Origin of the sequence: Lapillicoccus sp. (assembly GCF_039935575.1) — a bacterium.
Taxonomy (GTDB): Bacteria; Actinomycetota; Actinomycetes; order Actinomycetales; family Dermatophilaceae; genus Lapillicoccus.
Genome location: NZ_JBDTKA010000081.1, coordinates 26,360 through 52,574, shown reverse-complemented (window position 1 = coordinate 52,574; position 26,215 = coordinate 26,360). Strand labels below are relative to the sequence as shown.

Here is a 26,215-nt window from a genome sequence, read left to right as displayed (position 1 = left end):
CAGCCGGTTCTGTGACTAGCCTGCCAGGGTTCGGGGAAACCGCTGCGAACCAGGGAGAGTCATGTCATCAGCAGTACCTCGGCGCCTCGTCGGCGCCGCCGCGGTGGGGGCCTGCGCTCTCGCCGGCGTCTTCGCGACGGGCGGGACGTCGCAGGCCGCGTCCCCGAAGACGGTGGACGTCCAGATCCTGTCGTTCAACGACTTCCACGGGAACCTCGAACCACCGGCGGGCAGTAGTGGCCGGCTGGTCACCGGGCATGCTCTCAACCCGGCCACCGGGCTGCCGGTCGACGTCAACACCGACTCACTGGTCCCTCCCGGTGTCGGCGGCGTCGAGTACCTCGCCACCCACCTCAAGCAGGCCCGTGAAGGGCACCCCAACACCTTGACGGTCGCGGCCGGAGACCTGATCGGCGCGTCCCCGCTCTTGTCGGCGGCCTTCCACGACGAGCCGACGATCGAGTCGATGAACAAGCTGGGACTCGACGTTTCGGCCGTGGGCAACCACGAGTTTGACGAGGGATACCTCGAGCTGCAGCGGATGCAGCGGGGCGGCTGCATCGACGACGGTGACGGCGCCAACAACCAGAACTCTTGTGCGGACCACACTTTCACCGGGGCCGACTTCCACTACCTGGCCGCCAATGTGGTGAAGGTCAGGTCCGGCAAGACGATCCTGCCGCCGTTCCGGGTGATCTCGGTCGGGGGAGCCAAGATCGGGTTCATCGGCATGACGCTGCACGACACGCCGAGCATCGTCACCGCCTCCGGCGTCCAGGGCCTGCGGTTCAACGACGAGGTCACCACCGCCAACGCCCTCGTGCCGGTGCTGCGCGCTCGTGGTGTCAACGCCATCGTCGTGCTGGTTCACCAGGGTGGCGTGCCTGGGCAGCAGACCTGGTATGACTCGAACAACCAGCCGTACCAAGTGAACCCGTCGTACGATGCGGCGTGCGCGAACGGTGCCCAGCTCGACCCGAGCTCGCCGATCCTGCCGATCGCACAGAAACTGGACCCCGCGATCGACATGATCGTCTCGGGCCACACCCACCAGCCGTACGTATGCAGCGTCCCCGACCCAGCAGGTCATGCACGGCTGTTGACATCGGCGTCGTCGTTCGGACGGTTGTTCACCGAGACCAACCTGACCTACGACAAGACCACGAACGACATCGTCCGCGCCTCCGTCACCGGCACCAACATGCTGGTGACCCGCGATGTCGCGAAGGACACGGACCAGACCAACCTGATCAACACGTACAAGACGCTGGTCGCACCGATCTCCAACAAGGTCCTCGGCAGCATCACCGCCAATGTCACCCGGACCCCGAACCCCGCAGGTGAGACGCCGCTCGGCGACCTCATCGCCGACGGGCAGCTGGCCGACCCCAGCGTGGTCACGGCCGGAAAGCAGCCGCAGATCGCGTTCATGAACCCCGGCGGCATCCGGGCCGACCTGATCTACGCGAAGGACCTCGCGAACCCGGTGGATGCCGACGGGACGGTGCTGTTCGGTGAGGCGTTCACAGTGCAGCCGTTCAGCAACTACATGGTCTCGATGGGCCTGACCGGCGCCGACATCTATGCGCTGCTCACCCAGCAGGTCACCGGCGGCAACACCGGCACCGGCAAGAAGACCCTGCAGATCTCGAAGGGCTTCGCCTACACGATGACGCCGTCGGGCCCCGTCGACGGAAGCGTGACGCTCGGCGGGGTGGCCATCGACAAGACGGCGACCTATCGGGTGGTCGCGAACAACTTCCTGTCCGACGGCGGCGACAGCTTCCTCGCCTTCAAGAACGGCACGGACAAGTACTTCGGGGGCAACGACCTCGACGCGTTCGCGTCCTACCTGCCGACCGTCTCCCCCTATACGCCGGCCCCTCCCATGCGGATCGGCGGCAGTGTCGGCTGACGGGCGCGCAGCAGAGAGAGGGGCTTCTGGGTCGGTCATCCGGCCCAGGGGCGCTTCGCTGCGTCGTCGGCTGGTCAGGCGGGTGCGCTGATTTCGACGTCGCGGGGACGGTCGACGACGAACCGGTAGCCCACGTTGCGGATCGTGCCGATGAGGGACTCGTGCTCGCTGCCGAGCTTGGCCCGCAGCCGTCGCACGTGCACGTCCACGGTCCGGGTGCCGCCGAAGTAGTCGTAGCCCCAGACCTCCTGCAACAGCTGGGCCCGGCTGAACACCCGGCCCGGGTGCTGCGCCAGGAACTTCAGCAGCTCGAACTCCTTGTAGGTGAGGTCCAGGACATGACCGTGGACGCGCGCCGAGTAGGCACCCTCGTCGATGGTGACCTCGCCGGCACGGATCGGGCCGACCTCCTCCTCGACCGTCGGATCGACCCGTGTCATCGCCAGCCGCAGCCGGGCGTCGACCTCGGCGGGACCGGCGCTGTCCAGAACCACGTCGTCGACGCCCCACTCGCTGGTCAGGCCGGCGAGCCCGCCCTCGGTCAGAACCGCGATGAGCGGGCTGGACAGCCCGGTGGCCCGCAGCACTCGGCAGAGCGACCGCGCCTGGGCAAGCTCGGAGCGCGCGTCGATGAGCACGACGTCGCAGGTCGGGGCGTCGACCAGGGCCGTGGCCTCGGCGGGAAGGATACGCACCTGGTGGCTCAGCAGGCCCAACGCCGGCAGGACCTCGGCGCTGGGTGCCAGCGCGTTGGTGAGCAGCAGCAGGTGGACCATGGCCCGAGGATAATCGGGTCACCACCCCTGGCGGCTATCCCTGTTCACCCACCAGATGTCGGATGGACATCCGGGTATTCCGCCAGCCCGAGTGCTCCCTGCACCATCGATCGACTCCCTGCGACGACAACGAGGCCACGATGACCACCACCCCGGACAGCTCCGGCCAGGTGACGGTCCGCTACTGGGCGGGGGCCAGGGCGGCCGCCGGGGTGGGTTCGGACCTCGTCGCGGCCTCGACGGTGGGCGAGGCGGTCGAGGCGGTCCGTGCGCTGCACCCCGCTCTGGAGCCGGTTCTTGCCGTCGCGAGCTTCCTCGTGGACGGCGTCGCCTCCGGTCCGCAAGCCTCCCTCGCGCCGGGCGGCACCGTCGAGGTTCTCCCTCCCTTCGCTGGGGGGTGATGCGAGGATGCCCTCCGTGAGTGCGCAGGACGAGGGGACGCCGCGCCCTGCCGAGTCGGCCGAGTCGGCGGAGCCGGCCGAGCCGTCGGAGCCGGCCGAGCCAGCCGAGCCGGCGGAGGGCGACGCCCCCACCGTGCGCCTCACCCGCGCCGCGATCCGTCAGGCCCGGACCGCATCCACCACCCCCGCCGCCGTCTCACCGGCCGCAGCTCCCGTCCCGCTCGTTCCCGCCCCTCTGGTCGTCGTCGTCATGGCGGGGCTCGCCACCCTGGTCGGTCTGTCCGCGCTCGCCGGCCCAGGAGCAGCCTGTCTGGCGGTCGGGTTCTGCGCGGTGGTGCTCGCCTGGGGCTGGGCGCTGCTCGTCGAGGCGCCCGTGCCGCGGACCGCGACAGCCGTCGTCGGAGCCGGAGTCGTCGCGATCACGGCCACGGCCGGACTCACGCAGACGGAGCCCTACCTCACCTGGGTACCTGTGGCGTTGGCCGTCAGCGTCATGGTCGCCTTCCTGCGTGAGGTGTTCCGCCCGCACGGGCGCCCGCACCTGACCCACGGCATGGCCGGGTCGGTCGGTGCGCTGGCGGTGACGACGTCCGGGGCGACGATGGTCGCCCTCCCGCACTACCCCCGAGGCGGGCCGTGGGTGCTGCTGGGCATGGTCGCTGTTGCCCTCGCCGCCCTGGCCCAGCTGCTGGCGAGGTTCGACGTCATGCGGCGGTGGCTGCTGCTCGTCGTCGTGGTCCTCGGGGTCGGGGGGGCGCTGGTCGTCGCCGCCGGAGCCGGAGGCATACCGCTGCTCGGCGCCGCAGCTGTGGGCGCGCTCGTCGCGGTGATCGCCCACTCGATGCTGCGCATCCTGCTCGTCCTGCCGACAGCTCGAGGGACCCAGGCGCTGGCGTCCGCGGCGTCGGCATCGGTCCTGGTCGTCGGGGTCCTCGTCTACGTCGTCGCCCGGTTCTACGCGGGTTAGCCGCTCAGTAGACCAGCGCCTGCACCCCCGCGCCGAGCGCCTCCTCGACGAAGGTGGCGGCGCCGGCGATCCGGGCGCCGGGGAGCAGGTCTGCCTCGGTGAGCTCGCGACGAGCCGCGCACTGCGTGCAGACCGTGACGGCCCGCTCGCTGAGCAGGGCGTCCCTCAAGTCGGCGAGCGGCGCCGCCTGCGGGAGCTCGAACTTCTCCGCCCGTCCGGGCACCGCGAGCCAGGTGGCCTCGCCGGTGAGCCACAGGCTGACATCGACGCCGCTGGCCAGCGCCGTGGCCGCAACGGTGACGCCTTGGGAGAACCGTTCGGGCGCCTCGGCTCCGCAGGTGATCTTGACAACCAGCCGGCGCCGAGCCGTGGGCTCGGGGGGCATCGACCGCGGCGTGGGGGAGGGCGTGGGAGACAGTGCGGAGGCGGGCTGCGGCGAGGGGATGGTCACAAGAGTCAGGCTACGATCGAGTGGTGTTCGAGCTGGATGTCGACCTGCCGGAGCGCCTGCGTCCGCTTGCCTGGATGATCGGCCGCTGGGAGGGCGTCGGTGTCGTCGGCTACCCCACGATCGAGTCGAAGAACTTCGGTCAGGAGGTCGTCTGCTCGCACGACGGGCGCGGCTTCCTCGAGTGGCAGAGCCACACCTGGCTGCTCGACGAGGACACCGGTGAGAAGGTGCGCCCCCTTGCGACCGAGCTCGGGTTCTGGCGCCCGGGTGAAGACGGCAAGGAGGTCGAGCTCGTGCTCGCCCACCCCACCGGGATCGTGGAGATGTACTACGGCACGATGGCCCCGGCCAAGGTCGAGATCCGTACGGACAGCGTCGTGCGAAGCCCGCACGCCAAGGAGTACAACGCCGGCGCCCGCCTCTACGGCCTGGTCGAGTCGCAGCTGTTCTGGGTGATGGACATGGCCGCCGTCGGACAGGAGCTGCAGAGTCACGTCTCCGCCCAGCTGAGACGGGTGACGTGACCGGTCCGGGGGGCGCGGCCGAGGAGCCTGGCGACACGCTCCGCGACGCGCTGCGCTCCCGCGGCATGCGGTTGACACCGCAGCGGCGAAGGATCGTCCAGGCCCTGACCACACTCGAGCACGGGACCCCCGACGTGGTCGCCACCACGGTGGCAGCCGACGGTGGCCCCGCCCTTGCGTTGTCCACGATCTACCGCGGTCTCGACGCCCTCGAGGAGCTCGGGATCGTCGCCCACTCGCACCTGGACCACCGCTCCCCGACCTACCACCTGGCCGAACATGCGACGCACGTGCATCTCGTATGCCTCGGCTGCCGAGAGGTGTTCGAGGCGCCGGTCGGGATGGCGCACGAGTTCGCCGGGAATGTCCGCGAGGCCACCGGCTTTGACCCTGACGTGACCCACATGGCCATCCACGGCTGGTGCGCACGATGTCGAGAGGCCCGCTCGTGACCACCGCTGTCGCCTCACCCCTGCTGGACCACCCTGGTGCGGTAGCCGGCGACGGAGCCGATGCCGGGGTCGCGGCCCACTATGGGGACCCCCTTCGTGAGCAGCGCTTGCTGGAGGAGGGTCTCGCGGTCGTCGACCTGTCCCACCGGCAGGTCCTGACCGTCACCGGCCCCGACCGGTTGTCCTGGCTGCACTCGATCACCACCCAGATGCTCACCGGCCTCGCGCCGCGCGTGTCGGCCGAGACGCTCGTCCTCAGCCCCAAGGGGCACATCGAGCACGACCTGCACCTCGTCGACGACGGGACGACCACCTGGGTGACCGTCGAGCACGGCACCGGCGACGCACTTCTGGCCTGGCTGGACTCGATGCGTTTCATGCTCCGGGTCGAGGTCGCGGACCGGAGCGCCGACTACGCCGTCCTCGGTGAGCCGCACGCGGCCGAGTCAGCTCCGGGTGAGCCGCTCGCCTGGCGCGACCCCTGGCCGGGGCTGGTCGGTGACACCGCGGCATACGGGCCGCTCGAGGGTCATCCCGGCGCAAGCCGGCGTTGGCGAGAGCTGATCGTGCCGCGCGGTGACATCGTTGCCGCAGCGGCAGACCGTCCGCTGGCGGGCACCTGGGCCAGCGAGGCCCTGCGCATCGCGGCCTGGCGTCCGCGGTTCGGTTTCGAGACCGACCACCGCACGATCGTGCACGAGGTCGACTGGATGCGCACGGCTGTGCACCTGCACAAGGGCTGTTACCGCGGGCAGGAAACCGTCGCGCGCGTCCACAACCTCGGCCGGCCGCCGCGGCGTCTGGTGTTCCTGCACCTCGACGGGTCGGGTCACACCCTTCCCGAACGCGGCAGCGACGTCGTCATGGGGGACCGCACGGTGGGTTTCCTCACCTCCGTGGGCCGCCACCACGAGCTCGGACCGATCGGCCTGGCGCTGGTCAAGCGCAACATCCCCGTTGACGTGGAGCTGACCGCCGCCGGCGTCCAAGGGGGGCAGGAAGTCGTCGTCGCGCCCTGACATCATGACCGCGTGAGCCCCTCCAGCGTCGGAACCCTCATCACGGTCGCCCCCACCGGGGCCGAGAGCCGGAAGGCCGATGTACCCCAGCTGCCGACGACGCTGGATGAGCTGGTCGACACTGCGGTGCGATGCGAGGCGGCGGGGGCCACGCTCATCCACCTCCACATCCGCAACGCCGAGCACCGGCCGACGCTCGACCACGGGCTGCTGCGGGCCAGCGTCACCGCGCTGCGCGAACAGACCGACCTCGTCGTCCAGCTGTCGACCGGGGGGAGCGTGCACGACCCCCTGGACCTGCGCCTCACCGTCCTCGACGCCGAACCCGACTCGTGCTCGCTCACCTGCGGCACCACCAACTTCGGCGCCGAGGTGTTCCTCAACCCGTGGCCGTTCATGGTCGAGCTCTACCGCCAGAGCATCGCGCGTGAGGTCGTGCCCGAGTTCGAGCTGTTCGACCTGGGACACGTGGCGTCGCTGCGCCGGCTGCTCGACCAGGAGGGGCTGCCCTACGGCGGCAAGGTGCACGTCGACCTCGTCACGGGGGTCCCCGGGGGGATGCCCGGGACGCCCGCCGCGCTGCTGGCGGCCGTCGCCATGCTCCCCGCGGAGGTGACCAGCTGGTCGGCGACCGGGATCGGGCGTACGCACCTGCCGATCGCCGCGACGGCCCTCGCGGCCGGCGGTCACCTGCGGGTGGGGATGGAGGACAACCTGGTCTTCGCGCGGGGGCGTGCGGTCGGGCACAACGACGAGCTGGTGGCCCGGGCCGCAGAGCTCGCGACCCTCATGCAGCGCCCGCCCCTGACGACCGGCGAGGCGCGCGAGCTGCTGGCGGTCAAACGCCGCTGACCGGCGTACATGCTGTTCCCGGTATGCGTGTGAGCAGGCTCACGCTGCCTCCAGTTTGCATTCTGCTAGCTAGAGCAAGCACAATAGAGGCATGAGCAGACTCCCCGGACCGGACCTCGGGGCCTTCCTTCGCGAACAGCGACAGACCGCCAAGCTGTCCCTGCGGCAGCTCTCGGAACTCGCCGGTGTCTCCAACCCCTACCTCTCGCAGATCGAGCGGGGACTGAAGCGTCCGAGCGCGGAGATCCTCCAACAGCTCGCCCACGGGCTGCAGGTCTCCGCCGAGACCCTTTACGTACGAGCGGGGATCCTCGAGGAGCCAGCGACGCCGCCCTCGGGTGCGTCGACCGTCCTCGACGCGATCGCGAAGGACCCCGGCCTCAGCGAACGGCAGCGCGCCGTCCTCGTCGATGTCTACGAGTCCTTCGTCGGCCCGCACCCGACCTCGACCCACACCGCCCCACTCAAGACCGCCACCCACAAGACCAGCACGACCCACCACAAGGAGAACTGACATGGCTTTCGTTTCCGAGCTCAGGAAGACCGTGGCCGACGCCACACCCGTCTACGCCGTCGTCGGCGTCACCGACCTCGCCGCCGAGAAGGTCCGCGAGGCCCGCACCCAGGCTGTCGCCGCGCGTGAGTCCCTCACGTCTGTCGACCCCCTCAAGTCGGCCGAGAAGGCCGTCAAGCAGGTCCAGGACGCGCCCGCAGTCGCCCTGAACAAGACGCTTGTCCTCGCCGGCAAGGCGCAGGAGACCTACGAGGCGCTCGCGGTCCGTGGCGCGGACCTCGTCAAGCGGATCCGCACCCAGAGGTCCACCCAGGACCTCGTGGCCCAGGTCGACCAGACCGTCGCCATCGGCAAGGGCGCCGTCACCACGGCTCGCAAGGCCGCCGCCGACACCCAAGCGTCCACGAAGGCCACCATCACGACGGGTCGCCACCAGGCCTCCAAGGTCGCAAAGGTCGCCTCTGACGCAGTTCGCCGCGAGGCCAAGGACGCCAAGGCTTCTGCCGAGGTCGTCGCCGACGCCGCAGCCGACGCTTCCAAGGCCACGACCATCGCCGCGAAGCGCACCCGCACGACAGCGACCAAGGGTGCCAAGGCCACCAACGCGCGCGCCAAGGCCACGACGACGACCGCCAAGAAGAGCGCGCCCCGCGCCCGCAAGGCCACCGCCGCCGCCGCCAACAAGGTCGGCAGCTGACCCACCCAGACGCCGGCGTGCGACGGGGTCCTGCAACCGACCAGCTGACGCCGCCGGCCGGCTACCACTGACCTTCCGCAGTGGCAGCGTTTCCCAGCGCGACAGCGCTGACGTGCCGGACCCCGTTCCGGCGCCTGGCAGGCCGGCCCGCACTCGCGGGCCGGCCTGTTCGCGTTCCATCTCGGCCGGTCCTGGCCGGTACTGGCCGGTACTGGCCGCCCTTTATCCCTGCTTGCCGGACTTGACGCGGCGTCAAGTCGGAAGCGCGCGCCCAAGGGGGATGGTCTGGCACACTTGCGGCCGTGCCAGGCCCCCGCTCCGCCCACGCGGCGCCCGACCCGCTCGCTGTCAGCCCCCTCTCCACGGCTCTGACCGAGGCTCCGATCCTGGCCCACGTCGTACGGTCGGGCATCGTCGAGAGCGTGCACCGCGGCACCGTCGTGGTCACCGCGCCGGACGGGAGCCTCGACTGGGCGCTGGGCGACCCCAGCGGCTCTGTCCTCGCGCGGTCGTCGAACAAGCCTCTGCAGGCCGCGGCCATGGTCCGGCTCGGGCTCGACCTGCCCCACGAGCAGCTGGCGCTGGCCTGTGCCAGCCACTCGGGCGAGCCGTTCCACCTCGAGGCGGCCAGGGGCATCCTTGCCGGCGCCGGCCTGAGCGAGGCCGATCTGCAGAACACGCCGGACTACCCCATCGACGAGGACGAGCGCGAGGCGTGGGTCCGCGCTTCGCGGCCCAAGGCCTCGATCGCCCAGAACTGCTCCGGCAAACACGCCGGGATGCTCGCGACCTGCGCCGTCACGGGTTGGGACACCGCGACCTACCGCGACCCCGAACACCCCCTTCAGCGCCACATCACCGAGACCGTCGCAGAGCTCAGCGGTGAGCCGGTGACCGGTCTGGCGGTCGACGGCTGCGGCGCGCCGCTGCACGCCTACGCGCTCATCGGTCTGGCCCGCGCCTTCGGACGCGTCGCCAGCGCCAGCACCGGGCCCGAGTCGCGCGTCGCCGACGCCATCCGGGCGCAGCCGCTCTACCTCGGCGGCACCCAGCGGCAGGTCACGATGCTCGTTCGAGAGGCACCCGGTCTGGTCGCCAAGGACGGGGCGGAGTCGGTGTATGCCGTTGGACTGGCCGACGGGCGCGGCGTCGCCGTGAAGGTCGCCGACGGGTTTCCCCGGGCCGCGCCCGTCGTCCTGGCCGCCGTGCTCTCCCGGCTGGGCGTGCAGGCACCCACGGCCTTGGCCGAGCTGGCGTACGCGCCGGTGCTCGGGCACGGGGACGAGATCGGTGCCGTCGTCGCTGTCGGCTTCTGACGCCCTGCCGGCTGGCAGTGGACAAGGAGGGGACGGATGCGTGCAGTGCTCCAACGGGTGACCTCCGCGAGCGTGGTCGTCGACGATGAGGTCGTGGGCGCGATCGACCGACCCGGGCTGGTCGCCCTCGTCGGCGTCACTCATGAGGACGGTCCGGCGCAGGCGCAGTGGCTGGCGCGCAAGATCGCGGAGCTGCGGCTGCTGCGAGGCGAACAGTCCGTCACCGAGGCCGGCGCACCCGTCCTCGTGGTCAGCCAGTTCACCCTCTACGGAGACGCGCGCGAGGGTCGCCGGCCCACCTGGAACGCGGCGGCGCCCGGTCCGGTGGCCGAACCGCTGGTCGACCTGGTCGTCAGCGCCCTGCGCGAACGGCGTGTCGAGGTGGCCACGGGAACCTTTGGGGCCGATATGGCGCTTTCCTTGGTGAACGACGGACCCGTGACGCTCGTCATCGACAGCTCACCCGAGAGGTGACCATGAACGCCTTTGCCAGTCTCCAGAGCACGATCGTCCTTGTTCTCGGCGTTCTCGCGCTCGGCTGTGAGGTATTCGCGATCGTCGACGCGTTACGCCATCGCCGCGACGCCTACGCCGCGGCGGGCAAGCGCACCAAGACCTTCTGGACGATCGTCCTGGCCGTGGCGCTGGCCGTGGGGATCGTGTCGTTGTTCAACGTCCTCAGCTTCATCGGGATCATCGCCTTCGTCGCCGCGGCGGTCTACCTCACCGACGTCCGACCGGCCCTGCGCCAGGTCACCGGGCGGGGCCATCCGAACCAAGGACCATACGGAGCTTGGTGAACGCCCGTCCGGCGGCCCGCGACTACGGCACACTGTCCGCATGAGCGACCATCTGAGCCTTGCCGAGGAGGCCGCCCACAGCCAGGCAGAGTACGACGCCGGCGACCGCAACCCGACCGACGACATCTTCGTGGTGGAACGGCCCTGGGGTGACTTCCGGCAGTTCGTCTCCAACGAGACGGTGACGGTCAAGATCATCACGGTCGCACCGGGACACCGGCTGTCGCTGCAGCGTCACCGACACCGTGGCGAGATGTGGCAGGTGCTCGACGTGCCGATCGACATCACGGTGGACGACCGGCGGTGGGTCGCGGCGGCGGGTGAGACGGTCTGGGTGCCGCACGGGTCGTTGCACCGGATGGGCAACTCGGGCAGCGAGCCGGGCCGGCTGCTGGAGGTCGGGTTCGGCCACTTCGACGAAGCCGACATCGAACGCATCGAGGACGACTACGCCCGTCAGGACGACTGACCCGGTTCACCCGGTCTACCCGCTCTAGGCCGCTCTAGGCCGCTCTAGGCCGCTCTATGGCAGGTCAGGGGCGACCGCCGACCACGCGACGGTGAGCTCGCCCAGACGCCAGCGCCGCGGCCCGTCGAGCACCGGCCAGCCCTGCTGGCGCACCTCCTCGCACGTGGCCAGCCACCGCTGGCGTACCCCGTAGCTGGCGTGGGGAGCGGCGCGTCGCCAGGCGAGGTCCAGCGCCGCGAGGAACGCATGGACGCCTTCACCAGGAACGTTGCGGTGGATCAGCGCCTTGGGGAGCCGTTCGGCGACGTCGGACGGGCGTTCGAGCTCTCGCAGCCGCAGCGAGAGCGTCAGGCTGACCGGCCCGGACGCGTCCACGGCGACCCAGGCGGCACGCCGGCCGAGCTCGTCGCAGGTGCCGTCCACGAGCAGCCCGCCTGACGCAAGGCGGTCCAGGACCTGCTCCCACGCAGGGGCGACCTCGTCCTCGGGGTACTGCCGCAGGACGTTCATCGCCCGGACCACGACCGGGCGGCCACCGCCTGGTAGCGGGATCTCGAAACCCCCGAGCACGAACCGCAGCCCCGGGCGCTGCAAGGAGATGCCAGCGGCCACGCGAACCGGGTCGATCTCGATGCCGACGACCTCGACGTCCGGATGCATGCGCACCAGTCGCTCCTGCAGCTCGACGGCGGTGACCGGCGAGGCGCCGTAGCCAAGATCGACCACGACCGCCGGCGGGGGGGCGACGCGCAGCCGCCAGCCCTGGGTGTCGGCGAGCCACCGGTCGACGCGGCGCAGCCGGTTCGGGCTGGTCGTCCCCCGAGTGACGGTTCCGACAGGGCGCGCCGGACGCCCGGACCGGTCTCGCACCACACCTCGAGGGTATGCCGGGACGTCTGCGCACCGGGCGACCCCGACCTGAGAAGCACGATCGCCGTGTGGCGCGGCATACGCTTTCGTCGTGGTGGACAACCTGGGTATCCGGCGGGTCGCCATGGTCAGCGTCCACACGTCGCCGTTGGAGCAACCGGGGACGGGCGACGCCGGGGGGATGAACGTCTACGTCGCGGAGGTCTCGAAGCAGCTCGCTGCTCGCGGCGTCGAGGTCGAGGTGTTCACCCGGGCCACCAGCGGCTCCCAACCGCCCGCTGTCACGATGGTTCCCGGCGTCACTGTCCGCCATGTCGTTGCGGGGCCGTTCGAAGGGCTCAGTAAGGACGAGCTGCCAGGCCAGCTATGCGCCTTTGCCGCGGGCGTCATGCGGACCGCAGCCGCTCACCCCGAGGGGTGGTACGACGTCCTGCACTCGCACTACTGGCTCTCCGGCCAGGTCGGTTGGCTCGCCGCCGACCGCTGGGGCGTCCCTCTGGTCCACACCATGCACACGATGGCCCGCGTCAAGAACAGCCACCTGCCCGGCGGTGACACCCCTGAGCCGCCCGGCCGCGAGATCGGCGAGGCGCAGGTGGTCGAAGCGGCGGACCGCCTCGTGGCGAACACCGACCTCGAGGCTCGCGAGCTCGTGGACCTGTATGCCGCCGACCCGGCCAAGGTGCGGGTCGTCAACCCCGGGGTCGACCTGGAGGTCTTCGCGCCGGTTGATGCCGCACGCACCGCCGAGATCCGCGCGGGGCTCGGGCTGGGCCTGCGCGACCGCGTGCTGCTGTTCGTCGGGCGGATCCAGCCGCTCAAGGCCCCCGATCTCCTGCTGCGGGTCGCTGCCGAGCTGTCGCGACGACACCCCGACTGGCGCGACCACCTGGTCGTTGCCGTGCTCGGAGGTCCCAGCGGGTCCGGACTCGCCCGCGCGGGACATCTCGCCTCACTCGCCGGAGAGCTGGGGATCGCCGACCGCGTGCGGTTCGTCCCACCGGTGGCTCGTCCCGAGCTCGCTGACTGGTACCGCGCCGCCGACCTCGTCCTGGTTCCTTCGCACAGCGAGTCGTTCGGGCTGGTCGCGCTCGAGGCAGAGGCGTGCGGTACACCGGTCGTCGCGGCAGCCGTCGGTGGGCTCCCGATCGCGCTGGGTGACTCGGGTGTCCTCGTCCGCGGTCATGAGACGGGGCCGTGGGCCGACGCCGTCGAGGATCTACTCCTCGACCCAGCGCGTCGGAAAACCCTGTCGGGGAAAGCGGTTCGGCACGCGGCCCGTTTCGGCTGGTCCGCGACGACCGACCGCCTGCTCGAGGTCTACGCCGAGGCCAGGCGGACGCGTACCCCCACTCCCATCGACGCGACACCGACGCTCGCGGACGTGTCTCAGGCGCTGGTGCCGTGAGCGAAGACGCAACCGAGCTGATCGAGCGCACCGGTCGGGTGATCCGCGACTACCTGGAGGACAACGCCGACTCCGGGGTGCAGTGGGACCTCGGAGCTCGCACCGGCGAGCTCGTCGTCACCCTGCCCGGCGAGAAGAAGCTGCGCACAGTCGTGTCGATGCTCGTGCGTGAGCACACGACATCCGTCTCCGCGTTCGTCATCCGCAACCCCGACGAGAACCACGAGGCGTTCTACCGACACCTGCTGCGCCGCAACCTGCGTATGCCTGGTCTCGCCTATGCGATCGACTCCTCCGGCGATGTCTACGTCCGCGGCGCGGTACCCACGGCGGCCGTGGACGAGGCATACCTCGACCGGCTCTTCGGTGTGGTCCTCGACGCCGCCGACACGCCCTTCGACGACCTGCTCGTCCTCGGGTTCCTCACCTCCATGCGCAAGGAGTGGGCGTGGCGCATCTCGCGGGGAGAGTCCACCCGCAACCTCGACGCGTTCCGCCACCTGCTGGAGGACACGGCCGCGCCATAAGGTGGGACGCATGAGCCACACCCTGGTCCTGTTGCGTCATGGCGAAAGCGTCTGGAACGCCAGGAACCTGTTCACCGGCTGGGTGGACGTCGACCTGTCGGACAAGGGCCGCACCGAAGCGGTGCGCGGCGGCGAGCTGTTGGTCGCCGAGAAGCTGCTCCCCGACGTCGTGCACACCTCCGTCCTGCGCCGGGCGATCACCACCGCGGCACTCGCGCTGGACAAGGCCGATCGGCACTGGATTCCGGTGCGGCGCAGCTGGCGCCTCAACGAGCGGCACTACGGCGACCTGCAGGGCAAGGACAAGAAGCAGACGATGGAGCAGTTCGGCGAGGAGCAGTTCATGCTCTGGCGACGGTCCTACGACACGCCACCGCCGCCCATCTCGGACACCAACGAGTTCAGCCAGGCCGGCGACGTGCGCTACGCCGGCCTCGGCGACGACATGCCCTCGACCGAGTGCCTGAAGGATGTCGTCGCCCGAATGATCCCCTACTGGGAGAACGAGATCCAAGCCGACCTGCACGACAGCAAGGTCGTTCTCGTTGCGGCACATGGCAACTCGCTGCGAGCCCTGATCAAGCATCTCGACGGCATCAGCGACGACGACATCGCGGGGCTCAACATCCCCACCGGTATGCCGCTGGTCTACGAGCTCGACGATGACTTCGCGCCGCTGACGCCGGGAGGTCGCTACCTCGACCCGGACGCGGCTGCCGCGGCTGCCGCTGCCGTCGCCAACCAGGGACGCTGAGCCAACCTGCTGTCAACCGGGACGCTGAGCGGTCAGGCGCTGGCGGGCCGGGCGTATGACGACTGGGTCTCTTCCTGCTCCTCGCGGTCCACGGCGGCCTCGTCCGCGTCAGAGAGGATCTGGCCGGTGACGAGGTAGACGACCCGGCGCGCCACCGAGACCGCGTGGTCGGCGAACCGCTCGTAGTAGCGGCCGAGCAGGGTGAGGTCGACGACGACCTCGGCCTTGTATTCGGCCTTCTCGGACAGCAGCGCCGCGAACAGCTGACGATGCAGCTCGTCCATCGCGTCGTCGTCCTGCTCCAGGCTGATGGCCTGGTCGGTGTCCTTGGAGGCGATGACCGAGCCTGCCTTGGCGACGATCCGCTCCGCGACCTGTCCCATCTGCAGGATGTGGGCGTTGAGAGCGGGCGGGACAGCGCTCTGCGGGTAACGCAGCCGGGCGACCTTGGCGATGTGGCGCGCGAGGTCGCCCATCCGCTCGAGGTCCGAGCTCATCCGCATCGACGTCACGACGATGCGCAGGTCGGTCGCCACGGGCTGCTGGCGCGCCAACAGGTCGATGGACAGCGCATCGAGCTCGGTGCGGATCGCGTCCAGCTCCTCATCCGCGGCGATGACGCTCTCCGCGAGATGGACGTCGGCGTCGAGCAGGGCGGTCGTCGCCCGCGAGACCGCGGATCCGGCCAGTCGCGTCATCTCGACGAGCTGGTCGGTGATCATGTCGAGGTCGTCGTGGAAGGCGTCACGCATACGAGTTCGAAGTCCTTGGATGTCGTGGAGGTGTCAGGGGTCCGGCAGGGGTGCGGCCAGACAACGCTGTCCGGCCAGCGTGAGAGTGGCACGGTCGGGTGAACGGTCGTCGCCCCCTCGGTGAACATTCTGCTTCGGCCTGCCCGGTGACGCCCGTGACGACCGAAGGACGGGCGCAACGCTCGTACCCTTGACGCGTGGACGTGACGACGGGGGCAACGCTCGGAGTGATGGGCGGGATCCTCCTGTCCGCGCTCGCGGTGTTCGCCGTACGCCTGTCCGAACGGCAGCAGCGGCAGCTCCCGGCCGCGACCGGGGACTCCACCGGCGTACCGGACGGGGTCGCTGACGTCCTCAGCGTGCTGCGGTCGAGCGGCATCGTCCTGGACTCGGCCGACGCCGTCGTCAACAACTCTCCGGCGGCGGTCGCCAACGGGCTGGTCCGTCGGGGCGAGCTGGTGCACCCCGAGCTGATCGCGCTGGCCCGCCAGGTGCGCCGCGACGGGGTGATCCGCGAGGTGGAGCTCGACCTTCCGAAAGGTCCGCTCAGCCGCACCGGCCTCGTGGTCGGCGCTCGCGTGGCGCCGCTCGGGGCCTCGCACGTCCTGCTGCTCGTCGACGACCGCAGTCAGGAGCGCCGTCTCGAGGAGATCCGCCGTGACTTCGTCGCCAACGTGTCGCACGAGCTGAAGACCCCGGTGGGCGGACTCGCGTTGCTGGCCGAGGCGGTCATCGACGCGCAGGACGACCCCGAGGCCGTGGTCCGGTTCGCCCACCGGATGCAGGTCGAGTCGGCCCGGCTGGCTCGCCTGGTCCAGGAGATCGTCGACCTGTCCCGGCTCGAGGTCGCCGCGAGCCTGACCGAGCCGGCCCCGGTCGACCTCGGCCTGGCCGCGCAGGAGGCCGTAGACCGGTCGCGACTGGTCGCGGAGGACAAGGACATCGAGGTGACGATCGCCGCGGGCGGCGACGCGCAGGTGTGGGGCGACCACGACCTGCTGGTCACCGCCGTGCGCAACCTGGTCGGCAACGCCGTCGCCTATTCCGAACCCCACACGCGGGTGACCGTGGTCGTGCGTCAGGTCGGCGACACCCTCGTCGAGGTCGCCGTCACCGACCAGGGCCAGGGCATCGCCGCGGACGAGCAGCAACGCATCTTCGAACGCTTCTACCGCGTCGACAGTGCGCGCTCGCGCTCCACGGGGGGCACCGGCCTCGGACTGGCCATCGTCAAGCACGTCTGCGCCAACCACGGCGGGGACGTCTCCGTCTGGTCCGAACCCGGTCGTGGGTCCACGTTCACGATGCGCCTGCCGGCCGTCGCCGTCGGGCGGCAGCAGGAACCGGATGGACTGGCCGGCGAGGACACCATCGTTCGACACTCCCGCCACGCCCGTCAGACCCCCACCGTCCCCCCGCCGCCGGTCTCGCCCTCGCTGACCGCCGGCTCTCCGACCAGCCGACAGGTGCGTTGACCAGAGTGCTCCCGAAGTCGCAGATGTCCGGCCTTCCCGCGTCGGTGTGGCCCCCCGCCAGGGTGGGTCAAGCATGAGTCGCATCCTCGTGGTCGAGGACGAAGAGTCCTACTCAGACCCGCTGTCCTACCTACTGCGCCGTGAGGGTTACGAGGTCGTGATCGCCGAGACCGGCCCCGACGCGCTCGCGCTGTTCGACAAGGGCGGCGCCGACCTCGTGCTGCTCGACCTGATGCTTCCCGGACTGTCAGGAGTCGACGTCTGCCGGGCCCTGCGCCAGCGCGGGAATGTCCCGGTCATCATGCTGACCGCAAAGGACAGCGAGATCGACAAGGTGGTGGGCCTGGAGATCGGGGCGGACGACTACGTCACCAAGCCCTACTCGTCGCGGGAGCTGCTCGCCCGCATCAAGGCGGTCCTGCGCCGGCTCGACGACTCCGAGGAGCTGCTGCCGGCGACGCTCGAGGCGGGCCCTGTCCGGATGGACGTCGACCGGCATACCGTCACTGTCGGCGGCGCCGTGACCTCGCTGCCGCTCAAGGAGTTCGAGCTCTTGGAGATGCTGCTGCGCAACGCCGGGCGGGTCCTCACCCGGATGCAGCTCATCGACCGGGTGTGGGGCAGTGACTACGTCGGCGACACCAAGACGCTCGACGTCCATGTGAAGCGGTTGCGCGCCAAGATCGAGTCCGACCCAGGCAACCCCCAGCACATCGTCACCGTGCGCGGCCTCGGCTACAAGTTCGAGGCCGCCTGACGCCCTGACGCATACCGGCCGGTATGCGTCAGGGTGAGGTGGTCGGGGCGGCGGTCGCAGCCGTGCCGGTGGTCTCCACAGCCGGTCCGACCGTTGTCGAGGTCGTGGGCGTTGCGGTGGACATCGGCGTCGCGGTGATCGTCGCGTAGTAGCCGTCTGGCAGCAGGACAGGAACGGTCACGTAGGTCTGGCCCGCCGACGACTTGAGCACGATCTCGGTCAGCGCTCCGGGTGCCACGGGCACCTCGGCGAACTGGACGCCCCGGATCCGGTCCTGCTGACGGGGACCCAGCTCGACGGTGGGGCCGTCGAGCTTGCCCGCCTCGGAGTCGGCCCGGGTCAAGAATGTGACGGACAAGGTGTCGTCGCCGGTGTTGACGATGAACCCGGAGAGCACCCCGGTGGCGCCCTTGGACTGGGCCACCACGACGAGGTTGCGCGCCTGCACGGCGCCGAGAGCGGCGGGGACCCCGTCGGCAGGCAGGTAGGGCGCGTCGGTCTGCACCGGCGACTGAGTCGAGCAGGCACCAAGGACGGCGAGAGCGAGCACCGCGGCTGCCGTCAGTGCGGGGCGGGAGCGCAAGGTCAGAGTCACGGGCCGGGGCACGCGCGCCAGCCTACCGGGCACCTGCGGCGATGCGCAGGAGTCGTCAGAGGTGGCACCCAGAACCGCGCGCGTTGCATGGCGAAGGTTGATTTGTCAAGAGGACGAAGGCCGCCAAATGAGCCCGTTGCAGGCCTCTGACCTGCGCAAACGGCGTAGGTCGCGGTGCGACACGCTGCCGCCGCGTGGTATTCTTGAGGTCGCGAAAGGGGAAAACAGCAGATGGTCTTCAAGGTCGGCGAAATGGTCGTGTACCCCCACCACGGGGCAGCACGAATCGAGGAAGTCCACACCCGCACCGTCAGGGGCGAGGAGAAGCTGTATTTCAGGCTCAAGGTCGAACAAGGCGACCTGACCATCGAGGTTCCCGCAGAGAACTGCGACCTCGTCGGCGTCCGTGACGTCGTCGGCCAGGAGGGTCTGGACCGGGTGTTCGAGGTCCTGCGCGCTCCGCACACCGAGGAGCCGACGAACTGGTCCCGCCGGTTCAAAGCCAATGGCGAGAAGCTCGCCTCGGGCGACGTCATGAAGGTGGCCGAGGTCGTGCGTGACCTGTGGCGCCGGGACCGCGACCGCGGGCTGTCCGCCGGTGAGAAGCGGATGCTCGCCAAGGCGCGGCAGATCCTCGTGTCCGAGCTCGCGCTCGCGGAGAAAACCAACGAGGACAAGGCCGAGGCCATCCTCGACGAGGTCCTCGCGTCCTGACCGACGTGCCGGAGCGCGACACGGCTCCGGCCACGCCGCAACTGGGCACGACGGGCGTCATCGTCGTGGCCGCTGGTTCCGGTGTGCGTCTCGGTTCGCAGCTGCCCAAGGCACTCGTCCAGGTTGCCGGCCGCCCGCTCGTCGGGTGGGCGGTGGCTCGCTCGGCCGCCTGTCCGGGCGTCTGCGACGTCGTCGTGGTCGCTCCGCCGACACACCTCGACGAGACGCGATCGGCGTATGCCGACGTCTCGGTCCCCGGGGTGACGGTCCATCTCGTGGCCGGGGGCAGCGCCCGCTGCGACTCGGTCGCGGCCGGGCTGGCCGCCCTGCCGGAGCGTGTCCAGGTCGTCCTCGTCCACGACGCCGCACGGGGGCTGACCCCGACGGAGCAGTTCGTGGCTGTGGACAGCGCGGTGCGCTCGGGTCACCCCGCCGTCGTCCCGGGGCTTCCGGTCGTCGACACCGTGAAGCAGGTCGACGTCGACGGGGTTGTCGTCGCCACCCCGGACCGGGCATCACTACGCGCGATCCAGACACCTCAGGGCTTCCGTCGTGACGTGCTCGTCCGGGCGCACGCGCGGGCTTCGTCCTCGGCCCGTTCGGTCACCGACGACGCGGCACTGGTCGAGCGTCTCGGACTGCGTGTGCTCGTCGTGCCCGGACACCCACTCGCCCACAAGATCACCACCGTGCAGGATCTGCACCTGGTCGAGGCGATGGTGACGGCCTCGGCTCACGACACCGCTGTCCCATCCGGTGCCGAAGAGGCGCACACCCATGTCGGCTGACTCCAGCACCGAGCCCACCGAGCCCACCGAGCCCACCGGTCACCCCGAAAGGCCCGCGCGGACCGGCAGACCCGTCGCGCTGATCACCGGCGGTGGCACCGGAATCGGCGCGGCGACGGCATACCGGCTCGTCGAGGACGGGTTCGACGTCGTCGTCACCGGCCGTCGCCTCGGTCCGCTCCAGGAGGTCGCCGCCCGACTCGGCCGACGGGCCAGGGCCGTGGTCATGGACGTCGCCGACGAGGCCGGCGTCAGCCAGGCGGTGGCGCAGCTGCGCCGGTGCGACGTCCTGGTCAACAACGCGGGAGGCGCGCTCGGGACGACAACCGTCGAGGCCGGGGTGAGCGACGAGTGGCGCACGATGTTCGACAGCAACGTCCTCGGGACCCTGCACGTCGTGCGAGCCCTGCTCCCTGCGCTCCGCCGCTCACCTCGCGCGACGATCGTCACAGTCACCTCGATCGCGTCCGAGCTGACCTACGAGGGCGGTGGGGGCTACACCGCGGCCAAACACGCCGAGCGGGCTCTCGTCGAGACTCTGCGGCTCGAGCTCAACGGCGAACGGGTACGCGTGGTGGAGGTCTCGCCGGGGATGGTGCACACCGAGGCGTTCGCCCTCACCCGCCTGCACGGAGACCAGGCCGGCGCGGACGCCGTCTACGCGGACGTCGACCGTCCGCTCGTCGCTGCGGACGTCGCGGAGTGCATTGCCTTCTGCGTTCGGCTTCCACAGCACGTCAACGTCGACCGGCTCGTGGTCCAACCCGTCGCCCAGGCTGCACCGCACCGTCTGCATCGCGGTCCCATCGACTGGGGTGACGGCGATGCCTGAGCTCCTGCCCGGGTCTGCTGCTGCCGGTATGCCTCGGGTCGGCATCGGCGTCGACGTGCACCCCCTGGCGCCCGAGGGAAGCGACCGCGAGCTGTGGGTCGCCGGGGTGCTTTGGCCGGGTGAACCTGGGCTCGTCGGCCACTCCGATGCCGACGTGGTGGCCCACGCCGCCTGCGACGCGTTGTTCTCAGCGGCTGGCCTGGGCGACCTCGGCACACACTTCGGGACCGACCGGCCCGAGCTGGCCGGGGCGTCCGGGGCCACGTTGCTCGCGGAGGCGGCCCGGATCGTCGGTGCGGCCGGGTTCAGCATCGGCAACGTGGCCGTGCAGGTGGTCGGCAACCACCCGCGGATCGGTCGCCGGCGGGCCGAGGTCGAGGCGGTGCTGTCGGCGGCGGTCGGCGCGCCGGTCTCGGTGGCGGGCACGACGACCGACGGGCTCGGGCTGACCGGTCGGGGCGAAGGTGTCGCGGCCATCGCGACGGCGCTGGTCGTGACCGCCGGCTGACGGCTGCGTGAAAGATCGGTCCCCCTCAGAGGGGTCATACTTTTCACGATCACCACTGACCCGGGGTCGGGGCGTCAGCCGAGGACCACCGCGGCGAAGTCCCGGGCCAGCGGCGACCAGGTCTTCGCGAGCGTGATCTCGTGGTCGCGCACCTGCCGGAGTGCCTCGTCGACGACCGCCACGTCGTCGTGGCTCGCCACCGCCGTCGCGCGGTCGCCGCGCGCCCACACGGCGACGATCCCGGCGTCGGCCTCTGGGTGGCACTGCACCCCCCACACCGTCGGGGCGAACCGGGCGGCCAGCAGCTCGCCCGTCGTCGCCCGGCCCAGCACTGTGGTGCCCGGTGGGTCCACGACGACGAGGTCGTGGTGCCACTGCACCGCCATCGGCCCGCACCCGGCCAGCACCGGGTCACTGCCGACCGCGGCTGTCCATCCCATGTCGAGCACGCCCCGCCGGTAACCGCGCGGGTTGAGCGCCACGACACCGCCGAGCGCGGCCGCTGCAAGCTGATGACCCAGGCAGATGCCCAGCGCCGGTATCCCGGCGGTGGCCGCCTCGCGAACCAGTGCCTTGGTCTGACTCAGCCAGGGGAAGTCGGCATCGTCGTCGGCGCCCATGTGTCCGCCGAGGACCAGCAGCGCAGCGTGACCGGCCAGGTCGCCGGGAAGGGGCTGCCCGACATACGGATGGCGCACGTCGAGCTCGAGCCCAGCACGGAGCAGACCCTCACCGACGTGCCCTGGTGGGCATTCGAGCTCGTGTTGCAGCACGAGGACGGGAGCAGGCATGTGCCGACGCTACGACGAGGGGGAGATGTGATGTGCTGTCGTCCATGCCACAGACGGTCACAGGAGTCATCGCCCGCAGCAAGGGTGCCCCGGTCGAGCTGGTCGAGGTGGTCGTGCCGGACCCGGGGCCGGGTGAGGCGGTGGTGGTGATCCAGGCGTGCGGTGTGTGTCACACCGACCTGCACTACCGCGAGGGCGGCATCAACGACGACTTCCCGTTCCTGCTCGGGCATGAGGCCGCTGGGGTCGTCGAGTCGGTCGGGGACGGCGTGAGGGAGGTGGCCGTCGGGGACTTCGTGGTCCTCAACTGGCGTGCGGTCTGCGGGACCTGCCGGGCCTGCGCCAGGGGCAAGCCGTGGTACTGCTTCGACACCGCGAACGCGACCCAGAAGATGACGCTCACCGACGGGACGGAGCTGAGCCCGGCTCTCGGGATCGGGGCGTTCGTCGAGAAGACCTTGGTCGCCGCCGGACAGTGCACGAAGGTCGACCCGAGTGCCGATGCTGCCGCGGTGGGGCTGCTGGGCTGCGGGATCATGGCGGGGTTCGGTGCAGCCGTGAACACCGGAAAGGTGGGACGAGGCGACTCCGTCGCGGTGATCGGGTGTGGCGGCGTCGGGTGCGCGGCCGTCGCGGGAGCCGCCGTGGCGGGTGCGACGACGATCGTCGCCGTCGATGTGGACGACCGAAAACTGGAGTGGGCCAAGGGTTTTGGCGCGACGCATACGGTCAACTCGGCTGACGAGGATGCGGTCGAGCGGATCAAGGAGTTGACCGGAGGCTTCGGTGCGGATGTTGTCATCGAGGCGGTCGGTCGGCCGGAGACCTATGAACAGGCTTTCTACGCAAGGGATCTGGCCGGAACTGTCGTCCTGGTCGGGGTCCCGACACCGGACCAGCAGGTGACCCTGCCGATGATCGAGATCTTCGGCCGGGGCGGGGCGTTGAAGTCGAGCTGGTACGGCGACTGCCTTCCCTCGCGCGACTTTCCGATGCTCGTCGATCTCTATCGTCAGGGGCGCTTCGACCTGGGTGCGTTCGTGACGGAGACGATCGGACTGGGTGACGTGGAGCGGGCGTTCGAGCGGATGCATTCCGGCGACGTGCTGCGCTCGGTGGTGCGGCTGTGACGGGGGCGGCGGCCGCCGGGGGTGGGTATGCGTCTCGCTCGCCGGGCGGGGTCCGTGTCGACCACGGCGTGACCTCCGGGACGTTCAGCCTCGACGGCGGCACGTGGGAGGTCGAGAACAACGTCTGGGTCTTGGGCGACGACGAGGAATGCATCGTCGTCGACGCCCCTCACGACGCCGCAGCGATCCTTCAGGTCGTCGACGGTCGACGGCTCGTCGCCGTCCTGTGCACCCATGCGCACGACGACCACATCACGGCGGTCGCCGACCTGGTGAGCGCGACCGGCGCACCTGCATACCTGCACCCAGACGACGAGATGCTTTGGGAGAGAGTCAGTCTCGAGCCTCCTAGTGCGCCGCTCGCTGACGGCCAGACGATGTCGGTCGGCGACGTGGAGCTCCACGTCCTCCACACCCCTGGCCACTCACCCGGGTCGTGCTGCTTCCTCGTCCCTGCTCTCGGGGTGGTCTTCACGGGTGACACGCTCTTCCAGGGAGGTCCCGGCGCGACCGGACGGTCGTTCAGCGACTTCGACACGATCGTCGAGTCGATCACCGACCGGCTGCTGACCCTGCCCGACGAGACCGTGGTCCTCACCGGACACGGGGACCCAACGAGCATCGGCGCGGAACGGCCGCACCGGCGGGAGTGGCTGGACCGGGGTCACTGACGGGACTGTACGAGCACAGGCTCCAGGACCTGGTCGACATCAAGGGGTGCACCCTCGGGAGACGACGGCCATGATCCGTCCTGGCTATGACGAATCGCGGGCCGTGTCGGGCCAGACCAGCTCGGTGACCTGCCCCCCGGTCACCTCGACCTCGACCGCTCGCAACCTTGCCGGCTGACCGGCTTGACCCAGGGCATAACGGCCCTGCGTGAGCTCGGGGAACACGGCAGAGTAGATGACGGCCTGGCCGGCCGGCCGGCCGACGACGGCGACGTGCGGCCGATGCGGGTGGCCGTGCTCGTGCTCGTGTGTGTGTGCGTGCTCGGGGAGTGCCGGCACGGTCGAGCCGTCGAGCGCCTCGATCTCGATCTCCGCCCCCTCCCAGGAGGCGTCGAGGTGGATGACGATCGCGCCGACGTCGCCGCCGATGTCGAGCATCACGGCTCCCTGACCGGCATGCGGGTTCTCGGCGAGGTTGGCTGCCCGCTCGGGTGAGAGGTCGGTGCGGGTCGGGTTGGGCTGGGTCATGTCGGGTCCCTCTGTCGAAGAGCAGGACGACCCGGTGGCGCGAGGTCGCACCACCGGGTCGTCCAGTGTTGGCGAGGTGGCGTCTAGCTGGCAGCTGGCCGTTGCTCAGGCTGCCGGCACGCCGGGCTTGGACTGGTACCCACCGGCAGGCGTCCCGAGGTACGGAAACACCGGCAGCAGCGGCAGGTTGGTGTTCGTCGTGCCGTCGGTGAGCTGGCTGGCCGCAGCGTCGGCGGTGTAGGACGGGTCAACGAGGCCGATAGTGGCCCCGGCGATGGCTCGCAGCTCGATGGCGACGACGTCGTCGCCGATCCGCCGGCCGTTGGGGAACCCGGCGAGGTCTCCGCCGAGGATCCCGTAGGGGCTCGGTTTGGAGGCGGGGGGGATGGCCACGTTGAGCCGGAGCATGTCGGACTGGATGGGCCCCGTGTAGTTCTGGAACCCGGGAATGATGCCGTTCGGGATCCCGGTCAGCAGGATCGCGAGAAGGTCGGCACGGTCCTTCTTGTACGCCGCCAGATTGGGGAACACGCCCGGGTACAGAACGGGGAGTAGGCCGGCGAGCTCGGGTTGGGCGACGTACTTGGCGAAGTCCTTGTCGAAGAACGGACCCTTCGCGTTCCACTTGTCCTTCTCGGCCATGGGGACGATGACCTCGTTGAACAACGGGTTGCCCAACCGCGACACCTGGACCCACGACCCGTGCCCGACCATCCTGGCCTGGGTGGCGTCCCAGACCTTCGACTTCTGCCGGTTCGCGCCGGCCCACACGCCGACGTTGGCGTTGCGGTCCGTCACACCCGTGGGGCGGACCCCACCCGTCGTCAGGTCGGTGATCGGCACCTGCAGCGCGATGGTGTGCACGTTGAAGCCCTGCACCCCGTTGACGCCCATGGCAGCCGCCGAGGGGATCAGGTGCAGGTTCTGGAACGGGCGCAGCGCACCGAGGTCGAAGATCGAACCCAGGTCGACGTGGAACGCGTCGGACCGCTGGCCAGCAAAGACCTTGCGGCTACCCGGAAGGCTGTAGACCGCCTGCCGTGCCAGCTGGGCATAGTTCGGGGTGCTACGTACTCCGACGTTGACCGGAGGCACCGAAAGACCGCTGCGCAGGACCGTGCTGCTACCGCCCTTGGCGGTGCGGGTGACGGTGTAGGTCTGCGGCCGGTTGTAGGCCGGGTCCGTGATGCTCGTGATCTGTCCCGTGTTGTAGAGGAAGGTGTTGGGGTTGCGGACCTTCGTGGTGAACCGGAACGAGTAGGTGATCTCGGGCTGGGCGTCGTTGTTGTTGTCGATGTAGATGTTGTAGATCACGTCGTCGCCGAACTCGAAGAAGTTCGGGCCACCCGAGGGCGACTGCAGCGGGATGAAGTTGGCGATCAGCGTGACGGTGTCGGGGGCGTCCGGGCTGACGAACGCGTAGACGTCGGTGTTGTCGGCGACGGGATCCTTGGAGATCTCCGGGGCTTCGCGGTGCGAAGACATGCATTTACCTCTCGGCTGTGCTGCCCATGCGTCATGGCTGGCATGGCAGGGCGGATACGTGACGGGCTTGCCTGATGGCAGCCCGGGAAGGCACCGACCCGAGGGCCGGAAAGGCAGACCGGCGCCGACGCTGCACAGGTCGAAAGGGCGGTCAGGCGTTCAAGTGCCGGGCGACCGCTCGGACGAGGGCGCGGTCGGTGACCACGACCTCGCGCTCACCCTGCATGACGGCGACCTGACCCGTCTGGGCGTCCACGACGTGCACGACCAGCGAGCCGATCGCGTCGATCTTCCCGCTGTCGGACACGGTGCTGGAGGCACCTGCCGCCATAGCGGACGGGGCGACCGCGGCGGCGGCGATCCCGGCCACTCCTGCCCCGGTGATGGCGAGGAAACCTCGTCGACTGGCGTTCTCCATGCTGTTCTCCTTTGAGAGCGATAGATCCCTGCCCAGGCGATTCGTAACACCCACTGCCG

At 70.1% G+C, this 26,215-nt stretch carries 33 protein-coding genes; 24 read left to right on the top strand and 9 right to left on the bottom strand.

Translation table 11 applies throughout. The features are described from left to right. Nucleotides 1-61 precede the first annotated feature (61 nt). Nucleotides 62-1,915, top strand: a complete 1,854-nt coding sequence (locus tag ABI385_RS10380; protein WP_348103675.1) for a bifunctional metallophosphatase/5'-nucleotidase — start codon at nucleotides 62-64, stop codon at nucleotides 1,913-1,915. 74 nt (nucleotides 1,916-1,989) lie between these two features. Here the strand turns inward: ABI385_RS10380 and ABI385_RS10375 are convergent, their stop codons facing one another. Beyond that, entirely contained in the window at nucleotides 1,990-2,691 is a 702-nt protein-coding gene (locus ABI385_RS10375; protein WP_348103674.1) for a response regulator transcription factor, read from the bottom strand. A 140-nt stretch (nucleotides 2,692-2,831) separates the two neighbouring features. Here ABI385_RS10375 and ABI385_RS10370 point away from each other — a divergent pair, with 140 nt between their 5' ends. Both ABI385_RS10370 and ABI385_RS10365 read left to right on the top strand, forming a co-directional pair. After that, nucleotides 2,832-3,092, top strand: coding sequence for a MoaD/ThiS family protein (locus ABI385_RS10370; protein WP_348103673.1), 261 nt, complete (start codon nucleotides 2,832-2,834; stop codon nucleotides 3,090-3,092). Nucleotides 3,093-3,108: 16 nt separating this feature from the next. After that, nucleotides 3,109-4,059 (top strand): hypothetical protein, encoded by a 951-nt coding sequence (locus tag ABI385_RS10365; RefSeq protein WP_348103672.1) that lies wholly within the window; start codon nucleotides 3,109-3,111, stop codon nucleotides 4,057-4,059. Between the two features lie 4 nt (nucleotides 4,060-4,063). Here the strand turns inward: ABI385_RS10365 and ABI385_RS10360 are convergent, their stop codons facing one another. Then, nucleotides 4,064-4,444, bottom strand: a complete 381-nt coding sequence (locus tag ABI385_RS10360; RefSeq protein WP_348103703.1) for a DsrE family protein — start codon at nucleotides 4,442-4,444, stop codon at nucleotides 4,064-4,066. An 86-nt stretch (nucleotides 4,445-4,530) separates the two neighbouring features. On the opposite strand from ABI385_RS10360, the gene ABI385_RS10355 reads away from it, so the two are divergent. The 10 genes from ABI385_RS10355 (at nucleotide 4,531) to ABI385_RS10310 (ending at nucleotide 11,153) form a co-directional block, all read left to right on the top strand. Next, nucleotides 4,531-5,034, top strand: coding sequence for an FABP family protein (locus tag ABI385_RS10355; RefSeq protein WP_348103671.1), 504 nt, complete (start codon nucleotides 4,531-4,533; stop codon nucleotides 5,032-5,034). Next, nucleotides 5,031-5,486, top strand: coding sequence for a Fur family transcriptional regulator (locus ABI385_RS10350; RefSeq protein ID WP_348103670.1), 456 nt, complete (start codon nucleotides 5,031-5,033; stop codon nucleotides 5,484-5,486). The genes ABI385_RS10355 and ABI385_RS10350 overlap by 4 nt, the downstream gene beginning before the upstream one ends. Next, nucleotides 5,465-6,505 carry a YgfZ/GcvT domain-containing protein gene (locus ABI385_RS10345; RefSeq protein WP_407068256.1) on the top strand — a complete coding sequence of 347 codons (1,041 nt, stop codon included), beginning with the start codon at nucleotides 5,465-5,467 and terminating at the stop codon, nucleotides 6,503-6,505. The genes ABI385_RS10350 and ABI385_RS10345 overlap by 22 nt, the downstream gene beginning before the upstream one ends. 12 nt (nucleotides 6,506-6,517) lie before the next feature. Beyond that, complete coding sequence (locus tag ABI385_RS10340) at nucleotides 6,518-7,357, top strand: 3-keto-5-aminohexanoate cleavage protein (protein WP_348103668.1); 840 nt, start codon at nucleotides 6,518-6,520, stop codon at nucleotides 7,355-7,357. 91 nt (nucleotides 7,358-7,448) lie between these two features. Continuing rightward, entirely contained in the window at nucleotides 7,449-7,871 is a 423-nt protein-coding gene (locus ABI385_RS10335; RefSeq protein WP_348103667.1) for a helix-turn-helix transcriptional regulator, read from the top strand. Between the two features lies 1 nt (nucleotide 7,872). After that, entirely contained in the window at nucleotides 7,873-8,568 is a 696-nt protein-coding gene (locus ABI385_RS10330) for a hypothetical protein (protein ID WP_348103666.1), read from the top strand. Between the two features lie 302 nt (nucleotides 8,569-8,870). Next, nucleotides 8,871-9,884 carry an asparaginase gene (locus tag ABI385_RS10325; protein ID WP_348103665.1) on the top strand — a complete coding sequence of 338 codons (1,014 nt, stop codon included), beginning with the start codon at nucleotides 8,871-8,873 and terminating at the stop codon, nucleotides 9,882-9,884. A gap of 36 nt (nucleotides 9,885-9,920) precedes the next feature. After that, the gene (gene dtd / locus ABI385_RS10320; protein WP_348103664.1) at nucleotides 9,921-10,358 is read left to right on the top strand and encodes a D-aminoacyl-tRNA deacylase; all 438 of its coding nucleotides are present in this window, start codon (nucleotides 9,921-9,923) and stop codon (nucleotides 10,356-10,358) included. Nucleotides 10,359-10,360: 2 nt separating this feature from the next. Further along, the gene (locus ABI385_RS10315) at nucleotides 10,361-10,684 is read left to right on the top strand and encodes a DUF2516 family protein (RefSeq protein WP_348103663.1); all 324 of its coding nucleotides are present in this window, start codon (nucleotides 10,361-10,363) and stop codon (nucleotides 10,682-10,684) included. A gap of 40 nt (nucleotides 10,685-10,724) precedes the next feature. Then, on the top strand, nucleotides 10,725-11,153 hold the full coding sequence (locus tag ABI385_RS10310) for a phosphomannose isomerase type II C-terminal cupin domain (protein ID WP_348103662.1): 429 nt from the start codon (nucleotides 10,725-10,727) through the stop codon (nucleotides 11,151-11,153). 54 nt (nucleotides 11,154-11,207) lie between these two features. Here the strand turns inward: ABI385_RS10310 and ABI385_RS10305 are convergent, their stop codons facing one another. Continuing rightward, nucleotides 11,208-12,026, bottom strand: a complete 819-nt coding sequence (locus tag ABI385_RS10305; protein WP_348103661.1) for a class I SAM-dependent methyltransferase — start codon at nucleotides 12,024-12,026, stop codon at nucleotides 11,208-11,210. A gap of 121 nt (nucleotides 12,027-12,147) precedes the next feature. Between ABI385_RS10305 and mshA the strand changes: the two genes are divergently transcribed. Genes mshA through ABI385_RS10290 form a run of 3 tightly spaced genes read left to right on the top strand, consistent with a single transcriptional unit; the run spans nucleotide 12,148 to nucleotide 14,712 of the window. After that, nucleotides 12,148-13,431: a D-inositol-3-phosphate glycosyltransferase gene (gene mshA, locus ABI385_RS10300; RefSeq protein WP_348103702.1), complete on the top strand. Its 1,284-nt coding sequence runs from the start codon at nucleotides 12,148-12,150 to the stop codon at nucleotides 13,429-13,431. Between the two features lie 38 nt (nucleotides 13,432-13,469). Continuing rightward, complete coding sequence (locus tag ABI385_RS10295) at nucleotides 13,470-13,958, top strand: YbjN domain-containing protein (protein ID WP_407068257.1); 489 nt, start codon at nucleotides 13,470-13,472, stop codon at nucleotides 13,956-13,958. A gap of 10 nt (nucleotides 13,959-13,968) precedes the next feature. Beyond that, nucleotides 13,969-14,712 carry a phosphoglyceromutase gene (locus tag ABI385_RS10290; RefSeq protein ID WP_348103660.1) on the top strand — a complete coding sequence of 248 codons (744 nt, stop codon included), beginning with the start codon at nucleotides 13,969-13,971 and terminating at the stop codon, nucleotides 14,710-14,712. 32 nt (nucleotides 14,713-14,744) lie between these two features. On the opposite strand, the gene phoU is transcribed toward ABI385_RS10290, so the two are convergent. Beyond that, nucleotides 14,745-15,464: a phosphate signaling complex protein PhoU gene (gene phoU, locus ABI385_RS10285; RefSeq protein WP_348103659.1), complete on the bottom strand. Its 720-nt coding sequence runs from the start codon at nucleotides 15,462-15,464 to the stop codon at nucleotides 14,745-14,747. A 197-nt stretch (nucleotides 15,465-15,661) separates the two neighbouring features. On the opposite strand from phoU, the gene ABI385_RS10280 reads away from it, so the two are divergent. Continuing rightward, complete coding sequence (locus ABI385_RS10280) at nucleotides 15,662-16,939, top strand: ATP-binding protein (RefSeq protein WP_348103658.1); 1,278 nt, start codon at nucleotides 15,662-15,664, stop codon at nucleotides 16,937-16,939. A gap of 73 nt (nucleotides 16,940-17,012) precedes the next feature. Beyond that, nucleotides 17,013-17,696 carry a response regulator transcription factor gene (locus tag ABI385_RS10275; RefSeq protein WP_348103657.1) on the top strand — a complete coding sequence of 228 codons (684 nt, stop codon included), beginning with the start codon at nucleotides 17,013-17,015 and terminating at the stop codon, nucleotides 17,694-17,696. A gap of 28 nt (nucleotides 17,697-17,724) precedes the next feature. On the opposite strand, the gene ABI385_RS10270 is transcribed toward ABI385_RS10275, so the two are convergent. Beyond that, complete coding sequence (locus ABI385_RS10270; protein WP_348103656.1) at nucleotides 17,725-18,303, bottom strand: hypothetical protein; 579 nt, start codon at nucleotides 18,301-18,303, stop codon at nucleotides 17,725-17,727. A gap of 219 nt (nucleotides 18,304-18,522) precedes the next feature. On the opposite strand from ABI385_RS10270, the gene ABI385_RS10265 reads away from it, so the two are divergent. From ABI385_RS10265 to ispF, 4 genes are read left to right on the top strand one after another with little or no spacing between them, the layout of a single operon-like run. Further along, complete coding sequence (locus ABI385_RS10265; protein ID WP_348103655.1) at nucleotides 18,523-19,005, top strand: CarD family transcriptional regulator; 483 nt, start codon at nucleotides 18,523-18,525, stop codon at nucleotides 19,003-19,005. 5 nt (nucleotides 19,006-19,010) lie between these two features. After that, a complete protein-coding gene (gene ispD, locus ABI385_RS10260) occupies nucleotides 19,011-19,793 on the top strand; it encodes a 2-C-methyl-D-erythritol 4-phosphate cytidylyltransferase (RefSeq protein ID WP_348103654.1) in 783 nt (260 codons plus the stop codon). Next, nucleotides 19,783-20,625, top strand: coding sequence for an SDR family NAD(P)-dependent oxidoreductase (locus tag ABI385_RS10255; protein ID WP_348103653.1), 843 nt, complete (start codon nucleotides 19,783-19,785; stop codon nucleotides 20,623-20,625). Before ispD ends, ABI385_RS10255 begins: the two co-directional genes overlap by 11 nt. Next, nucleotides 20,618-21,133 carry a 2-C-methyl-D-erythritol 2,4-cyclodiphosphate synthase gene (gene ispF, locus ABI385_RS10250; RefSeq protein WP_348103652.1) on the top strand — a complete coding sequence of 172 codons (516 nt, stop codon included), beginning with the start codon at nucleotides 20,618-20,620 and terminating at the stop codon, nucleotides 21,131-21,133. Before ABI385_RS10255 ends, ispF begins: the two co-directional genes overlap by 8 nt. A gap of 74 nt (nucleotides 21,134-21,207) precedes the next feature. On the opposite strand, the gene ABI385_RS10245 is transcribed toward ispF, so the two are convergent. Then, nucleotides 21,208-21,924, bottom strand: a complete 717-nt coding sequence (locus ABI385_RS10245; protein ID WP_348103651.1) for a type 1 glutamine amidotransferase — start codon at nucleotides 21,922-21,924, stop codon at nucleotides 21,208-21,210. Between the two features lie 44 nt (nucleotides 21,925-21,968). Here ABI385_RS10245 and ABI385_RS10240 point away from each other — a divergent pair, with 44 nt between their 5' ends. After that, nucleotides 21,969-23,054, top strand: a complete 1,086-nt coding sequence (locus ABI385_RS10240) for an S-(hydroxymethyl)mycothiol dehydrogenase (RefSeq protein WP_348103650.1) — start codon at nucleotides 21,969-21,971, stop codon at nucleotides 23,052-23,054. After that, nucleotides 23,051-23,725 carry an MBL fold metallo-hydrolase gene (locus ABI385_RS10235; protein ID WP_348103649.1) on the top strand — a complete coding sequence of 225 codons (675 nt, stop codon included), beginning with the start codon at nucleotides 23,051-23,053 and terminating at the stop codon, nucleotides 23,723-23,725. The genes ABI385_RS10240 and ABI385_RS10235 overlap by 4 nt, the downstream gene beginning before the upstream one ends. Before the next feature lie 84 nt (nucleotides 23,726-23,809). On the opposite strand, the gene ABI385_RS10230 is transcribed toward ABI385_RS10235, so the two are convergent. The 3 genes from ABI385_RS10230 to ABI385_RS10220 form a co-directional block, all read right to left on the bottom strand. Further along, nucleotides 23,810-24,253 carry a hypothetical protein gene (locus ABI385_RS10230; RefSeq protein WP_348103648.1) on the bottom strand — a complete coding sequence of 148 codons (444 nt, stop codon included), beginning with the start codon at nucleotides 24,251-24,253 and terminating at the stop codon, nucleotides 23,810-23,812. 105 nt (nucleotides 24,254-24,358) lie between these two features. Continuing rightward, nucleotides 24,359-25,738: a DUF4331 domain-containing protein gene (locus ABI385_RS10225; RefSeq protein ID WP_348103647.1), complete on the bottom strand. Its 1,380-nt coding sequence runs from the start codon at nucleotides 25,736-25,738 to the stop codon at nucleotides 24,359-24,361. Between the two features lie 151 nt (nucleotides 25,739-25,889). Then, nucleotides 25,890-26,156 carry a hypothetical protein gene (locus ABI385_RS10220; RefSeq protein WP_348103646.1) on the bottom strand — a complete coding sequence of 89 codons (267 nt, stop codon included), beginning with the start codon at nucleotides 26,154-26,156 and terminating at the stop codon, nucleotides 25,890-25,892. Between the last annotated feature and the right edge of the window lie 59 nt (nucleotides 26,157-26,215).